The sequence below is a fragment of the Veillonella sp. T34266-5 genome, assembly GCF_002959815.1.
In the GTDB taxonomy this organism is placed as follows: Bacteria; Bacillota; Negativicutes; order Veillonellales; family Veillonellaceae; genus Veillonella; species Veillonella atypica.
This window is the reverse complement of sequence record NZ_PPCZ01000011.1, coordinates 20,050-36,862: the sequence shown is the minus strand read 5'-3', so window position 1 is coordinate 36,862 and position 16,813 is coordinate 20,050. Positions and strand designations below refer to the sequence as shown.

13 protein-coding genes are annotated in these 16,813 nt (G+C 44.1%); 1 reads left to right on the top strand and 12 read right to left on the bottom strand.

The features are described from left to right. Positions 1 to 279 (bottom strand): ferredoxin family protein, encoded by a 279-nt coding sequence (locus VIHSUH07_RS04410; protein ID WP_009661744.1) that lies wholly within the window; start codon positions 277 to 279, stop codon positions 1 to 3. Continuing rightward, positions 276 to 1,583, bottom strand: coding sequence for an FAD-dependent oxidoreductase (locus VIHSUH07_RS04405; RefSeq protein WP_105084027.1), 1,308 nt, complete (start codon positions 1,581 to 1,583; stop codon positions 276 to 278). Before VIHSUH07_RS04405 ends, VIHSUH07_RS04410 begins: the two co-directional genes overlap by 4 nt. Positions 1,584 to 2,254: 671 nt before the next feature. On the opposite strand from VIHSUH07_RS04405, the gene VIHSUH07_RS04400 reads away from it, so the two are divergent. Further along, complete coding sequence (locus VIHSUH07_RS04400) at positions 2,255 to 2,716, top strand: ArsR/SmtB family transcription factor (RefSeq protein ID WP_105084026.1); 462 nt, start codon at positions 2,255 to 2,257, stop codon at positions 2,714 to 2,716. Between the two features lie 87 nt (positions 2,717 to 2,803). Here the strand turns inward: VIHSUH07_RS04400 and VIHSUH07_RS09675 are convergent, their stop codons facing one another. The 10 genes from VIHSUH07_RS09675 to VIHSUH07_RS04355 all read right to left on the bottom strand — a co-directional run bounded on the left by VIHSUH07_RS09675 (position 2,804) and on the right by VIHSUH07_RS04355 (position 16,776). Further along, positions 2,804 to 2,953, bottom strand: coding sequence for a hypothetical protein (locus VIHSUH07_RS09675; protein ID WP_005376489.1), 150 nt, complete (start codon positions 2,951 to 2,953; stop codon positions 2,804 to 2,806). 5 nt (positions 2,954 to 2,958) lie between these two features. Continuing rightward, positions 2,959 to 4,275, bottom strand: a complete 1,317-nt coding sequence (locus VIHSUH07_RS04395) for a pyridoxal phosphate-dependent aminotransferase (RefSeq protein ID WP_009661752.1) — start codon at positions 4,273 to 4,275, stop codon at positions 2,959 to 2,961. A gap of 166 nt (positions 4,276 to 4,441) precedes the next feature. Further along, positions 4,442 to 6,301, bottom strand: a complete 1,860-nt coding sequence (locus tag VIHSUH07_RS04390; protein ID WP_105084025.1) for a TonB-dependent receptor plug domain-containing protein — start codon at positions 6,299 to 6,301, stop codon at positions 4,442 to 4,444. Positions 6,302 to 6,330: 29 nt separating this feature from the next. After that, positions 6,331 to 7,242 carry an ABC transporter substrate-binding protein gene (locus VIHSUH07_RS04385; RefSeq protein ID WP_105084024.1) on the bottom strand — a complete coding sequence of 304 codons (912 nt, stop codon included), beginning with the start codon at positions 7,240 to 7,242 and terminating at the stop codon, positions 6,331 to 6,333. A gap of 1 nt (position 7,243) precedes the next feature. After that, the gene (gene cobN, locus VIHSUH07_RS04380; RefSeq protein ID WP_105084023.1) at positions 7,244 to 10,867 is read right to left on the bottom strand and encodes a cobaltochelatase subunit CobN; all 3,624 of its coding nucleotides are present in this window, start codon (positions 10,865 to 10,867) and stop codon (positions 7,244 to 7,246) included. Between the two features lie 3 nt (positions 10,868 to 10,870). After that, complete coding sequence (locus tag VIHSUH07_RS04375) at positions 10,871 to 12,922, bottom strand: VWA domain-containing protein (protein WP_105084022.1); 2,052 nt, start codon at positions 12,920 to 12,922, stop codon at positions 10,871 to 10,873. A gap of 2 nt (positions 12,923 to 12,924) precedes the next feature. Beyond that, a complete protein-coding gene (locus VIHSUH07_RS04370) occupies positions 12,925 to 13,854 on the bottom strand; it encodes an ATP-binding protein (protein ID WP_105084021.1) in 930 nt (309 codons plus the stop codon). Positions 13,855 to 13,947: 93 nt separating this feature from the next. Beyond that, the gene (locus VIHSUH07_RS04365; RefSeq protein ID WP_105084020.1) at positions 13,948 to 14,793 is read right to left on the bottom strand and encodes an ABC transporter ATP-binding protein; all 846 of its coding nucleotides are present in this window, start codon (positions 14,791 to 14,793) and stop codon (positions 13,948 to 13,950) included. After that, positions 14,793 to 15,830: a FecCD family ABC transporter permease gene (locus tag VIHSUH07_RS04360; protein WP_005380104.1), complete on the bottom strand. Its 1,038-nt coding sequence runs from the start codon at positions 15,828 to 15,830 to the stop codon at positions 14,793 to 14,795. Before VIHSUH07_RS04360 ends, VIHSUH07_RS04365 begins: the two co-directional genes overlap by 1 nt. After that, complete coding sequence (locus VIHSUH07_RS04355; protein ID WP_105084019.1) at positions 15,823 to 16,776, bottom strand: ABC transporter substrate-binding protein; 954 nt, start codon at positions 16,774 to 16,776, stop codon at positions 15,823 to 15,825. Before VIHSUH07_RS04355 ends, VIHSUH07_RS04360 begins: the two co-directional genes overlap by 8 nt. Positions 16,777 to 16,813 lie beyond the last annotated feature (37 nt).

The following is a 16,813-nucleotide window of genomic DNA, read 5'->3' as shown; positions in this document are numbered from 1 at the left end:
TCACCCCTGTCTAAACTCTATGCCCTTGGCATTACGAGGATATTTCCAAGATTTAACAATCGTATGTCCGCACAACACACGACATGTGCCACATTCAAGGCAACCAGCAAAATCAAAAGCAAGCGTGCCGTCCTCTTGCAATGTGTATAAACCTGCAGGACAACCATTCACGAGCTTCATCGCCTCTTCGCGGCTTACGCTTTCACCATCAATAATGATGTGAGGACACGTTTCATCTACATAATATTTATTCGCGCCCAAACGCTCTTCTAATTTCATAGGGAACGCACCCCTTTCCATGCATCACGAATCAATCTGAATAGGCCTACATCCTTGACACGGCGCAACAATTTTTTCATCAATGGCACCGCACCGTCGCCATTTACGGTGAATACATCATGCATAAGATTGTTTACAAATGCAGGATACTCATTAAAAATACGCGGATTAGAGGCCAAGAATTTCGGCATATTTTTATACAATTTCATATCGCGACACAACCAAGACGCCTTGATTTGTTTTTCGTACAATTTAGTAACGCGATCCATATTTTCGTCGCGTAGCGCCACATTGACCGCCTCAGCCGCGCACATGCCGGACTCGATAGCCAGATCCATACCACGAATCGTGTATCCAAGATTCATGCACATCCGCGCCGCATCACCAACGACGATGTAACCCTTGCCGCCCAATTTTGGCATCGCTTTATAACCGCCTTCAGGCACAAGATGCGCGCTGTGTTCCTTTAATTGACCATTTTTCAAAAGTGGCGCAATTCTTGGATGACTGGTGAAAGCCTCCAGCATTTCGTCAACTGATTTATCTGCCAAGCCGATGTCCTCAAGGCCTACTACCATGCCTACGGAAAGGCTGTCCTTATTCGTATATATAAAGCCGCCGCCTAGTAGACCATCTGTCATATCGCCCAACGTGAGCCATGCCATGCCTTCATCACTAGATAACATAAGGCGATTCTCGAGGTCCTCTTTTTTGAATTTATATACCTCTTTTACACCGACAGCCATCGTCTTAGGATCTGTAGGGTCAGTCAAACCAGCCTCTTCTAAAAGCACTGTGTTAGCACCTTCTGCAATAATAACAAGCTTTGCATACACCTCATCATCGTGACAACGTACACCGACAACGCGACGTTTTTTGCCTTCCCCTTCGGTGATGAGTTCCGTTACCTGCACATTAGAAACGAGCAAAGCCCCTTTCTTCTCAGCCTCTTCAGCAAGCCATTTATCGAATTTAGCACGCAACACAACGTAGGATTCTTCATTTTCTTTCACATCTTGGTAACTATATTCGATGGTCGTCATCTCATTGCCAGCACCGATAGAAATGCGTTCCTTTGTCACCTTTCTTTCAAGAGGCGCACGATCCCTAAAATCCGGTACCAATTTCTCTAGGGAATGCGTATAAATACGGCCGCCCATCATATTCTTAGCACCTGGCGCCATCCCGCGCTCAATGACCAACACCTTCACACGCTGCTCCGCCAAACGTAACGCCGCTGCAGCACCGGCCGGCCCTGCCCCCACGACGATAACGTCAAATCTCTCATTTCGATCTATTGCCATATACTCAGCTCCTTTTTATGAAAGCCTAACTTACATAAGTCTATATATTATATATTCACGATACAGATTGAAAATACCTTTTTAACATACCATAGGTACATGAAAATTGTATAAGAAAATAAAAAATGGGCTGGTCGAGACCAGCCCATTAAGTATACTATTTCCGAAGTTGCTTATAAAATCAATTTGAAAGCCTGCGTGAAACGCAGGCCTTTCCTCTCTCACACCTAAAGTTTTTGGAGAGGCAATGGGGACTGCCAAAAGCTGACTTTGGCCCTGCGAAGCCCTTTCCCCTCTACACATAAAGTTTTTAAGAGAGGCTGTAGGGGTTTCTAAAAACGACTCTTTACGGCCTGCGTGGAACCCAGGCCTTTCTCTTCTAGCACATAAAGTTTTTGGAGAGGCAATGGGGACTTTCAAAAGCTGACTTTGGCCCTGCGTAGCCCGTAGGGCGAAGTCAGACCCGGCCGGTGGAAGCTTTTGGAAGTCCCCATTGCCACCCTCATAAAAATTTATAAATTTTCCTAGCTTTCACATAAAAATTAGCGTATGATAAATGTAAGTAATATTCTCTATACGGAGCAAGACGCGTATATAATACGACCGCATAATGCAAGACCACGGTCAAAGTAAGGCACTCAACATTTTGGTATTTACCTCAAGGAGGCCATATGGATCCGCAAAGAATTCTGAAAGCATTATCCAATCCACATCGGTTAGATATTATATTGTGGCTAAAGCACCCAGAGCAAGAATTCGGTGTTCAAGTACACTCTAAAACTCTCATCGATTTTCCAAACAGCGTTAGCGTTAAGAGTATTCAAAAACGCTGTGGTGTATCACAATCGTCTGTATCTACATTTATGACTATGTTAGAGCGTGCAGGCCTTGTAGAATCGCGAAAAATTGACCAATACACCTATTATAGGCGCAATGAAACAGTTATCCGCGAGTTTGGCGAATGGTATAACAAAGAAGTATCCATCCAAGCCGATAATATCGACAAATTATTGGAAACAGTAACCTTAGACGACACATCCTATCCATCAACAGAGGATAGTTCTATGCTAAATCAACAACAAAACATAGGCATATCTACTAAGGGACTAGACTATGAAAAAGATAATACCTAAACACAACTCCCTATCATTGCTTTATAGGGAACAATAAAGGAGCTATACTGCTAGAGGGTATCCTCAGCAATATAGCTCCTTTTAAATTTATTTTTCTGCTCCATCGATTCTCTCCCTTACGCGACGAAAAACATCGGTGCCAGAGAATCTAACTTTACTTTCTTTTGCCGCAGAATCAGCCTCATCTAATGCATACTCAATAGAGTCTGTTAATGCAGCATATAGTTCTATATCCATTTTATTTATCGTTGCGCTTCGTATGCCCTAAATAGTTTAGATAGCAATACAGGCGCTAGTTTTAAAAGATCTGGGTTTTCGCAGAAGGATATGCGAAGTTGTGTTTTACCAGGATTGTGTTCGCTATCGGCACCACTGTAGAATCCGTTAAGTGGAGCCATGAGCAATGTATAGTCATTGCCATCATCCAAGGTCACACGGCCGTGTTCAGCACACCAAGCAGCAAATTCTACGCCGTCAAAGCCAGGTTTTGCTACATTGCGTACATCGATAACGAAATAGATGGACGCTTCTGGATTAGAGATAATGAAATCTGGTTCTACCTCTTTGAATCCCTTGTGAAGTTCATAAATCATTTCGCGATAGTAATCACGTTGTTGCTCATACCAGTTATGAAGATCAGCGTGGCTTTCATGAGCCAAGGCACCAAAAATATATTGACCAAGCGTATTAGCACTGAGATTCGCCGTATATTCAGCAACAGATTTTTCATAGCACAACGCATTATCTGTAATGATGGCGCCAATGCGAAGGCCACAAGCATTCCAAACCTTAGAGGCCGTTTCAAGACTAATACGACGGCCTTCGATACCTGGTACATCCTTATTCGTCAATGTCCAAATACTAGATGTTTCCTTGCCTTTTTCGTAGGCCAATTCACGATAGGCTTCATCGGAAATAATCCATAAATTATATTTTACGCACAAAGATGCATATTCAATCAAAGTTTCCTTGCTGAATAGTTGACCAGTTGGATTGTCGTAAGGAATAATCAACAATGCCCCTGGTTTTGTTTCTATAATGCGTTTTTCCACGGTTTCAATAGATGGTAATTCAAATTCGCCATTCTCGTTCAGGCGTCGTTCTACGGTTACCGTTTTACGACCAATGCGATGACCTACCGCATCGTAGTTCGTGTAGGACGGATTGAACATCAATAGAGGACGTTCTTCTTCACCTGCACCGCCACAAACGCCAAGCATAATGATTTCCATCGCCATGGACGCACCATCTGTAACGAGTACATTAAGGCCTGTTGTATCAAAACCTTGGCTACGCAAAATATGCAAGAATGCTTCACGGCATTCATCGGTCCCCGTTGTTGGTACATAGGGTACGATGCCTGTACTGAAAGGACTATTTGGTCCACCTAGAGTAAATAGTCGGCGCTGCATGGCGGGATGCATAGGACGCATAACATTACCAATAGAACCGTTAACCAAAATAGGTGGGTTCTTTCGCTCTAAAAATTTAATTTGCCCCATGCGGATCCCCGACGGCTTGCGAGCCATCATATACGGGGATAAAACCGGTAGTTCCATACAGAATCCAACTCCTCTAAATAAACGCCTTACACAAAAATAAGGCTGTAATACGCATACATTGATATATATAGATACATTCTATTATAGTGCTTTTACAAGAGAAAATCTATAGTTTTATCATTGTAGCTTACAGCCTTATCAGTTTTTTTACTTATGCAATAAATTATATGGTAACTTCAACACCTAAGCGGAAGTTGCGACCTTGACCTGGCCACCAATCACCTGGGTTACCATAGCGAACGCTAGATTGTTCCGCATAGTATGTATCAAAGATATTGTTGATACGGCCAAATACAGTCACATTTTCACGTACGCGGTAGTTAGTGCTAATGTCAGCCAACCAGTATGTTTTTCGAGGGAATACATTAGCAGCTGTACCAGGACGATCGATAATGCCGCGAATATCCAAATGAGCATCCCATTTAGCATCGTTGTAATCGAGACCTACATTAACCGCATGTTTAGGAACATACCCATCGCGATTAGCTTTGCGCGTAGGTGTTGCATCGATATGAGTATAGGTGTAGCCAAGACGCGCAGCCAAATGTTTTGTCAATTGTTTACGCACATCTGCATTAATGCCATATGCTTTTTCTGTATCAAAATTACGGTATTCACCTGACAATGGTACAGGGTTTGTCATTACCCAACCAATTTTATCTTTTGTACTGCGATTAAAGAAGCTGAGATTGCTGTTCCAAGTTTTACCGAATTTATGATGAACACCTACGCTCCATTCATGACCTGTTTCAGGTTTCAAATTGCGATTGCCATTTGTGCCATCAAAGAGTTGATATGGTGTAGGGGCCAAGAAATATTCTTTATACGCTGCATATACATTCGTTTTAGCATTTACATCGTAGCCAACGCTGATGGATGGGGATGTATGCGTACCAAATGCGGAGTGATGGTCAATGCGAACCCCTGGTATGACAGTCCATTTTGGAGCCACTTTCCACTCATCTTGAAGGAAATAAGACGTATTCGTAAGCTTAATACCACCCATGTTAACAACCTTATCTTGGCGCCAATCAAAACCGCCAACTACGGTATGGTCTTTGGCTTTATATGTTACTTGATCACCGATACCCCGTGTTTTCACGTCGATTGGATAATGATCGTATACTGTTTTATAGTGATTATTCATCAAGTATAATTGATGGCTCCAGCGATTGCTAATCTTGTTATTCCAAACTGCACGGAAGGAATCACTTGCTTCTGTACCATAACGAATGTGATTGAGAGCACCCAAGTGGTCAGAGTACATCACATCGCCACGATATGTATCATAGAATACCTTCACATCATTTTTATCATTAATCTTATTGCCTACCATGAAGGACCCAGTATGGCCATTAGCATGTTGTGGAATGCGCACCCCATGACCATCCTTGTAAGAACCAATGATGTCCTTTTGCAAGCCTACGCGCCAGTACCAATCGTTTTTGCTACCTTCATTGGTAATCGCGTATTGTTCAAGATTATTGCTGCCTCCCATAACACGAAGCTTAGTTTGAACGCCTTCTTCAGGTTTCGCTGTGATTACGTTGACCACACCACCGATGGCACCAGAACCATATAATGTAGAACCGGCACCGCGTTGTACTTCAATACGGTCGATGCTAGACATATCTTTCAAAATTGTCATCGGTGGATTCACACCAGCGGCCCCCATATTGATGCCGTCTACCAAATATAATACTTGGTCGGAACCATTGATACGAAACGCATTAGAATTCGTGTAACCTACACCACCACCGTACGTATTGATATCTACACCTGGTACAATACGCATCGCTTCATTCATGTTAGTTGCGTGACGTTCGCGGATATCATCGCCTGTGATTACACCTACGCTAGCTGGTACTTGTGAAAGCTGTTGTTCACTACGCGTTGCAGTAACGACAATGGTATGAGAATCTTGTGCATCAACAGCTAATACGCTAGGTGCACTAATCGTGCTACCAAATACAAGAGCTAATCCCACATATAGAGATAAACGCTGTTTCTTTGATACTTTCATAAAAACCTCCACACACATCAAACTATAAATTACATACTATAAATATTTTGTGCCATAGATACCATTGCACGGGTCATAAATTGGGAATAACTCATGACCTGCGAGGAATCTACAAGGTACACACGACGATTGGCGATGGCCTTAACGCCCTGCAAAGCAGGATCAGAGTAAAGCTGTTCTGCCGTTGCTGGCGTAGTGCCATCTGATGTATAGGCCACAGAAGGAATAAAAATAATATCTGGGTTAGATTTTATTAAATCCTCTCTCGTCCCATTATCAAAAGGGCCTAACCCTATTTGAGCGGCTGCATTATTTACCTTCAAATAGGTACACATATCATCAAAGATTGAACCCTTGCCGCCTGTCAAACCAAATTGGGAGTAAAACGCCACCAAAAGACGTTCACCACTATGCTTATTGACCAATTCTTCTACAGTTTTCAAATCTGCATCCATGCTAGCTATCATGGATGCATCAGATGCATGTAATAGCCCGGCAATCTCATGAATAGTAGCTTTTGCTTCTTTTACCGTAGTAGGCGTTTTATATACATAAACAGGAATCTGCATATTGCGCATTTCCCCAATCGCATCGGGAGACATCCAATTGGGTACTAATACTAAATCTGGCTGTACAGAGAGCATGGACTCAGCAGATGCTTTCACATGTTTCTCTACCTTAGCCGACGCGTCGGGTACATTATTAGGTACCGTACCAACAGCGGCTACGCGGCTTGGATCAACCAAGGATAGGACTATATCCTCTGTGCTAGCAGCGATAGGAACGATGCGCTTAGGTTCAGTCGGCACCGTAACAACAGTGCCAGTACCATCCGTCACCTGATGTGTGGCGCCCGTAGTTCCCGTTTGTGCAGGACCACAACCGACCACAAACAATACCATCATCAGTATGGCGCATATAATCGATATTCTTTGTTTCATATTAACGACCTTCTATAACACCTTCTATGGAAATATATAAGGACTGCAAATTCTCTAGCATCGTTGGAGATGCATCCCAGTAGCCACGTTGAGCGGCTTCTAACAAAATTTCCGCAATGCGCTGCAAGGCCCACGGATTTACATCACGCATCCAGTCTTGCACCGTTGTATCTAAGGCATACTTATTAGCATAACCTTCATAGACCCAGTCGGGCACTATATCGCTCGTCGCATCCCAGCCAAAGCTATGGGATACCACATTGGACATATCCGATGCACCTTTGTAACCATGATTCATCATAGCTTGAATGAATTTCGGGTTTTGTGTTTCTCCTTGCACAACGCGGCGCAGCTCATCCGACAAGGACCGCATCACAACGCGGCTACGGTCGGTGCTATCCCCCACATAGGCACGAGGCGCACTGCCCTTTGCAGTCCGCACTGCTGCAATGAGACCACCATGATAGCTATAATAATCGTCAGCACTTAATATATGCGTTTCTCGATTATCTTCATTTTTAATGGTCACATCCATGGTCGTTAATCGACGTTGGAATAGCCTCATATCCTGAGGAATATCCTTGTGTATGTGAAAGCTACTCCACTTGCTATACACTTGCGCAATATCTTCTACGGACTGCCAGTTTTTGCCTTCTATCAAAACGCCCACACCTGTACCATAGGCCTGTGGCGGGTCCCCAAAGATGCGAAGTCGCGCCTTTTTAGTCGCCAACAAAGGATCCTCACCTTGCTCCACGAGCCAATCTACATCATCGTGAATATGCTTTTTCACATAGTTATCATCTGGGGACTCATCTAGTTCTGACACCATTTCCACGGCCTTATCAAGCCAACTAATGGCAGTAGGCATCATATCTCGAATGAGGCCACTGATGCGCCCCATTACGTCGATACGAGGTCGTTGTAATTCTTCTAAAGGAATCACCTCTAGGCCTGAAATGCGACCATTGGACTGCCATTTAGGGCGAACGCCTAATAAATAAAGAAATTCCCCTAAACACTGGCCGTGACTTCTAGAGTTGCTACTAGCCCAGAGAATGATGCCTACCGTTTCAGGGTACCGTTGTTCATTTAAGATATAGTCAGCAATGACTTGGTCTGCCAAGTCTATCCCTAGCTGATAAGCAATCTTTGTGGGTAGTGCCCGTTCATCGAGGCCATAGAAGTTCCGCCCCGTAGGCAATACATCAACTTGACCGCTGGAAGGAGCCCCACCAGGGCCTGGTTCAACATATTTTCCCTGCAAGCCCTGCGAAATGGATATAATCTCATTCTTTGTTTGCCCTAATTTAGGTATGTACTCGCGCACAATGACTGCGGCCAAAGGCGCTAGCCGTTCTGGTACTGTATAATTTGGTGTATTCACCACATACCTTACAAACGCACGCAGTTCATTCCAAATTTGATCAATGATGTGACTATAACGAATCCCCTCGTTATTTACGTCCCCTGCATGTCGCTCTATATAGGACCAATCATAACCTAATTCTTCGGCTAAGATTTCAAGACCCGATGCAATATCCCCTTGTGACGTCCGTACAATGGCGGTAATAAATTCCTCTAGATCTACACCTTCAGGTCCCTGCCCTAAAATGTGCAAGCCATTTCTCATCTGCATATGCTTTAGGTCGCTTAACTTTTCATGGACAGCTGTAATAAGATCGTCCATCTCCATCGTAGCGCCTTGTTCTTCATCGATGAGATGACACGCCATGGCTTTCTCTCGAATCACGTTCTCTATATCCGATACACTCTCAGGATGCTCTTGCTCAAAATGACTATGTTCATCGAGTAAGGCTTCTAGTTCTTCAAACTCATCATATAGACCAGCCGTCGTCATCGGTGGCGACAGATGCCCCACTAAACAAGCGGAGCTACGCCGCTTAGCTTGGATACCTTCACCAATAATAGTCGTCCAGTACGGGTAAATATTAGGTAACGAGGATATACCAATTTCAGGATAGCAACTAGCACTGAGGCCTGCTCCCTTACCTGGGAGCCATTCTAAGGAGCCATGAGTTCCTACATGGATGACTGCATCCGCTTCAAAGACGTTTCGAACCCAGTGGTAGAACGCCAAGTATTGATGAGGTGGTGGCAAACAGGGGTCGTGATAAATGGCAGATACATTTTCTCCAAATCCACGCGGTGGCTGCACCGTAATCCATAGATTCCCATTGGAGAAACCAGGGATAATAACCTCATCATCGTAGACGAATACATCTCCAGGCGCCGCGCCCCAAGACTCAATCATAGACTTTTGCGTATCTGCTGGCAGCGTTTCAAAATATGCTTTGTAATCAGCACTACTCAAACGCCCTTCTGCAGAAGCTAAGAGCTCATCAGTGAGCATAGACCTATCATTCGTCATATGAGATGTGACTATATCCATCAACTCTGCACTCGTTTCTGGCACAGTATCTACGGTATAGCCCTCGTCTTGCATGACCTGTAATAGTCGTCGTACCGATTCAGGTGTATCAAGTCCTGCAGCGGAACCAATATTGGAATTTTTCGGCGGATAGTTATGCAGGATAATAGCTACCTTTCGCTCCGATACTGGAATGTGTCGTAATTTAGACCATTTAATGGCCCGCTCTACAATAGCAGCAATGCGTTCTTTTACAGGTAGATACACATAGTGACCACGCTCATCAAAGGTTTGACACGCCACGACGCCACCCTGAATGACGCCATCTAGTTCCGGTTGTGATATAGATAAATTCACGTCCAAAGGCGTCACGCCTTGCGGGTCTGCAGCCCAGGTTTTCTCATCCATGTATATGGTATAGCCCTGAATGATAGGCACATCCTGTAACTTTAATTCTTCCAAAGTTTGCGCCCCTAAGGACTGATAGGAGAATTTACAAGTATTTATGAGCACATCAAAGGGGAATACATCCTTACCAAAGAGATGATTCATGGACAGTTTCATATTAGGAATACCTACACGAGGATTCGAGCCATACTGTCCATAAAAGATAATCGGATTGTACTGATGTTTATAAATCTCTTCGAATAAGGCCTGTTGATACTCAATATCCCCCATAATCCATTCGTCGCGATAGAAATACACCGCGATGGACGGCCAATCTGGATTTCCTTCGGCCTCCATGAACTCATCATAGGTTACGTAGATATTTCCATCGCGGCCCATGATGGCTTGCCACGGAATGTGGTCAGGTTCCTCCCATTCGGAGATTGGTTTTGTACTGAAAGCACCGTTAATAAGGCGCACATAGTTCATGACGCCACTGGTGCGGCGATAGCTTTCAAGAAATCTCCGTTGATTTTCGTCTATATTGCGATAGAGAATATCTGTTTTCTTAGGCTCTACCACATCAATCCAATACTTAGGATGATGCGCATACAGCCAACGCTCTAGACGTTCTAAAAATGGCGAATCTAAGCCAACCCCCATATTCGTTACGAGAACGACATCTGCAGCGCGTAGGCGGCTTTCAAAATCCTCATCCCAAAGGGGCTGTTTTTTCATATTACAGATGTCCACCTCACCCTGTATCAATTCAGGATAGGTGGCAACAGCCTGTTCTATATATTGGATTTGTTTTCCTAAATTAGAAATATACATGAGACGACTCATGATCTACCTCCGTGATACTCGTAATATACCATCCGCCGTAATAGTATCCATGGCGTAATAACTGCCATTCATTAATTTACATAATTCCTTAGCAAGGCCTAGCTTGATAAAGCTCGTTTCCGTATCAATAACGATACAATCTACAGGCAAGGTTCCAAGAATACGAGCCCATTGTTTAGCCTCTGCTACGGGATCCTCTAAGTCCCCCGACGTAGCACGTCCATCGGTGATACATATAATCTGAATGCGTTCTGCCCGATGGGCACGCAACAATCTATCGCACATGGTGTAGGCCATGCGTAAACCGTGAGCTAATGGCGTTTTACCACCTGTAGGCATAGAGGCTAATAGTCGCTCTGCGCGCTCTACGCTACGGGTGAACGGCAATAACACCTCTGCCGATTCCTTGCGAAAGGCAATGAGTCCTACTGAATCACGATGGATATAGGAATCACGCAAGAGACTCAAAATAGCGGATTTCGTGGCCTCCATGCGATGCCGTGCCGCCATAGAACCACTCGCATCCACCACAAAGAGCTGGTATGCACCAATACGTTTTTCTCGAGCTTTACGGCGATAGTCCTGTGGTTTTATCACTATAGATAATCCCTTAGCTTCTTGTTGTTCTAATGGCAGAGACTGCGTAGATTGTGTTTCTTGTTCCACCTTAACAGCAGCTCGCAACCGTTGGTAGGGTGCTGCCGCTCGCAATGTATCGACTAAGGCCAAGTCCTCAAGAGCATGTTCATCCTGATAGGCTCGAATCATGCGCCCTCGAGTATCCTTTGTCTTAGTCATGAGGCGACGACCAGAGCCCTTGCGATACTGGCGGTCTACCGTCTTATAAGACTGCAATTTCCAATGAAACATCTGGTTAGCTATACGGGCAACAGTATCAGGCAAAGATACAGAAGATAGCCCGTTAGATACATCAGCATTAGTGCTTCTTGAATCAGAACTATCAGGTTCCTTAGGGTTAGCGTCATTAGTGCCGCTAGTTTCTTCTTGATTAGCGTTGCCGAATACGTCTTGATTAGACGCTCCATCTTCGGTACCACTTATATCATTATTGGAATTATCTGATTCATTGGGGTTGGATTCATCACCATTAGAATCTTCTCCACCCGAATCACTCGAGTTATCTACATCAGAGTCCTCTGCTATTTCAGTATTCTTCTGCAACTGATTTTGGTCGTTTGTACTACTTCCATTATCCCCTTGTGATGATTGAGATTCTGATGCTTCATCTCGCTTCATACGATGGGGCAAAACATATAAAGCGGCTCGGTCTGCAAGGATGGGCTTGCAGTACGAGCTGCCATCAAGAACTGCAAGAGATTTCATAACTTGCAGCAATACGTATTCTGCACCATGCCCTACAGTGCGTGCTTGTAGTGCATAGGATATGGCTAGTGAAAGTATAGCATCCGAAACAGCAATATTCTGAACTCGTTTAGTAGCTATGAGAGATAACATATCCTCAGCTGAAATAACATCTATTGAGCTAGTTTCCTCCTCACATAAGGCATCGTCCAAGTCTGATTGATTACCCCCTGCTATAGATGCATCACCACATAGGATTTCTTCTCGATTTTGTTGCAACACAGCTATACGAGATTCTAGTGTAGGTGCAGCCATAGATACATGCACATCGACGAGTTCCCACTCCGCATCATCTAGTGTTCTATCTTCATGATTGATAGTCATGATGAGCAGTATTTGACGTCGCTTCGCCTCTACTAATAAGGCATGACGAACCTCAGGTGCCAGAACGTGCCCATCATCGACAACCCAACATCGAGTGCTAGTATCATCTAAAAGACCTGCGGACATAATCATCTTGCCCTGCTCTAGGGACGCTTCAAAATCGATAGTCTCTTGTAATTGTGAATTTTCTACATAAATGGGTATCAAACGATAGGGAATATGCCACGCATCGAGGCACTGGCGAAGGATATAACTTTTACCCACACCAGTACCACCAGAAATAACGAGAGTATGAATCTGATTATTTACAAGGCCTATTTTGAGAGCCTCTTGTACAGATGTTTCCATAGCTAGCCCTCAAGTACAGCCGTTACCACTGTATCAATGCGGTCTTCATCGTGACCTTGCTCCTCAAATGGCAAACGACGTAAACGGTGTTTCAATGCTAATCGTGCTGCTATCTTGAGGTCGCACTCTGTGATTTGATGGCGACCGTGAAAGGCTGCGTGTGCACGAGCAGTGTGCATCATCATAATATCTGGACGATGACCATCAACGCCAACACCAATACTAATGCTTGCAATTTTCAACAATACCTCATCGGTGGGAATGATGCTTGGCAATAATTCACGAGCTTGTAATAAGCGTTCGTGTAATGCTTGTTCCGATTCCTCATAAGACGCTACAAAGCCGTCAGGATTGTCACCAAAGGCGAGGCGGCGCTTGATAACCTCCATCCGTTGTGCTGGATCATGCTCACCATAGACCATGACGGATAAACCAAAACGATCTAGCAGCTGAGGTCTAAGGTCACCCTCTTCGGGATTCATTGTTCCTACGAGGATAAAGCGAGATGGATGAGAGTGGCTCACCCCTTCACGCTCTACCGTATTGATACCCATAGCTGCTACGTCTAGTAAAATATCTACAATATGGTCATCTAATAGATTAACCTCATCTACATAGAGAATGTTTTGATGTGCTGCGTGCAAAATACCTGGCTCAAAAGCTTTCACACCGTCCTGTAGTGCTTTTTCTAAATTGATAGACCCTACAACACGGTCCTCTGTAGCATTAATAGGAAGTTCCACAACAGTCATGGCCGTAGCCCCTGTCTCCATAGGGGGTAATAGGTTCGCCAAAGCACGGACAGCCGTAGATTTGGCAGTGCCCTTTTCCCCCTCGATTAACACACCACCGACAGATGGATTTATGGCATTAAGTAACAGGGCCAACTTCATTTCATCTTGACCAACAATAGCAGTAAATGGATATAACATAAGTCTGACCTCATTCGGAATCGCAATACAAGGATGTAGCCAAAAATAAAATTAGTAATATATAAAAATAACTAACTATCTAACCCAAGATACTTATTGCAGGTCTGGATCGATAGACATGTCAGTACTAGCATTAGTCTGTTTATACACTTCAATATCCGTAGTCCCTTTCGGGAATACAAATATTCGTTGTTGTTTAAAGTACGGATCATCGTAGACCGCTGCTGATAAACGGAATGCTTTCCGTAAATTTTCAGCAGTCAATACATCCCGCGGCGTACCTACATCGACAATGTGACCATCGCTTACCAAGACGAGCTTGGTGCAATATTTTGCAGCCAATTCTAAGTCATGAACGACGATTAAAATTGTCTTGCCTTCGTCACATAATCTACGTCCTTCGTGAAAGATATCATCAGCGTACACCAAATCAAGAGCAGCCGTCGGTTCGTCTAGTAATAGCACCTCTGTTTGTTGTGCCAGTGCCTTGGCTAAAAATACCCGTTGTCGCTCACCACCGCTAAGGTTTTGTACGGAGCGATGTCTCAGGTGATATACGCCCACCTCTTTCATCGCCTTTTCTACGATAGCTTTATCTCCGGGGCCCTCTTGTTGCCACCATTTCAAATAAGGATAACGCGCTGTCATCACGATATCAATGGCTTCATAATCAAAGGAAACATTTACAGATTGCTGCATGTATGCCACATGATGAGCGATATCCTTATCGCTCATGGAGGCAATGCTTTTACCATCCCATAAAACCTGACCACCAGATGCAGGATAGAGGCCACGTAAAGTTTTTAGTAACGTCGTTTTACCAGAACCATTAGGTCCAATAATACCTACGAATTCACCACTATCAATAGAAAAGGACGCATCTTTGAGAATAGCTGTTTCCCCTAATGTGACAGATAAGGATTGAACATCTAGTTTCATTAGGCCCCTCCTTTGCTGCGCAAACGATGTAGTAAATATAAGAAATATGGTGCCCCTAAGAGAGCTGTCATGATACCAACACGAATTTCTATAGGTTGTGCTATAACTCGGCCCAATGTATCACAGAATACGAGGAATAATGCCCCTCCAACAGCTGCCATAGGCAGTAATATGCGATGATCCGGTCCTACCAAGAGGCGGACAATGTGAGGAACCACAAGGCCTACAAAGCCAATAGAACCACTGACACATACAGCAGTAGCTGTAACAACGGATGCAAGGAATAAGAATAGCATACGGTACACCATAACAGGTAAGCCCAATGCCCGTGCCTCTGTGTCACCAAGAACAAGTACATTAAGATGACGACCGAGCATCATCAAAATAACGCTGCCTGTCACGATAGGCCCTACAGCTAGTGCCACATGATCCCAACGACGGAAATCAAGGCCACCGACCATCCAGAATAAGAATTCACGCAACCGGTATTCGTTAATCATCGTCAAAATACCCGATGTAAAAGCACCAAGTAACATGCTCACAGCTACACCAGCGAGCAATAAGGTCGTCGTATCGAGCTTATTATTGCGCAAGGTTAAAATAATAGTAATACCAACGGATACAAAGGCGCCAACAAAGGCAAAGGCAGGCATATAAAACATACCAAGAGATGTTACGCCAAGAGCAATGGCGATCACTGCGCCAAGGGATGCCCCTGCGGATACACCCATAATGCCAGGATCCGCTAATGGGTTGGAGAAAACGCCTTGCATAACGGCACCAGCCAAGGCTAATGCACCACCTACAAGGAGACCAATGATGAGACGTGGCATACGGATAAACCACAATACCGCCTCCTGTTCAGCTGTAATCGGAGCTGTAAAATGAACCGGTATCCCCATGCCATTTAAAATACTTTGTATGCCACCACCGATAGGAATCATAATCGTTCCTACATGTAGCGCCAATAGGCTTACAATACATAGCAATCCCCCAATTATGGCAATTGCCATGATTTTTTGTTTCTGTTTAGTCATGAGGATTCCTTTCTAACTGAGGATACACAGTATGCATAATAGCAAGCATAGCTTCACCAATATGCTGATTCATAGTATATAAGTACGCAGCCGGTAAAGGCTTAACGCGATGTTCTTTTATAGCTGGCAGATTTTGAAAGGCTGGATTATCAAGATACCGACTAGCTAAATTCTTATCCATGCCTTTATAGGATGGAATAAAAATATAATCTGGGTCCATAGCCAATACACGCTCATCTCCAAAAGGAGTCCGTGGCGGTAAACCGAGAAGATCAGGTGCATTGTAGATGCTCATATACTTGCACATATCATCAAACAGACTGCCTGTTCCGGTGTACCCATCCATGGATGATACGAAGAGTACGCTTTTGCGTTGATTCAACGGAATAGATGTACCAAGCCGTTTCATCTTTTCTAGTTCACGACGGATTTTCTGCTCGTAAAATTGCCCCTTTTCATCTTCCCCTACAATATGAGCTATGTCCGTCACATTCTTAATGACAGATTCTACCGTAGTACCGGTTGGCACTACAACAGTAGGTATACCCATGTGGCGTAAACCTGCAATGACGTCTGCGCTCGTATAATCAGGTGCTATGACAAGATCTGGCTCCAAGGCAATGATTTTTTCTAATGGATAAGAACTCATAGCAGGTTTAACCAGCTTAGCACGCTTCGCCTCTAAAGAATACTCTTCATAGGTAGATAATGTATTAATACCTACCAAGCGGTCTGATTCTACAAGGCCTAATAAGATCGTATCCGATGCCGAGGACAATGCCAAAATACGTTTCGGATGATCAGGCACCGCTACGCGAACCCCATCATAACTTTCAACATAACGGGTGTATGGCAAGGCCTGCGTTTCATCTTGTGGACCACATCCGGTTATACCTACAAAAAGGAGTACCATCAAACATATAAGATACACAATGCTCTTGTTCATGATGATACTCCTTGTATAGTTCTAATACAGAATTATA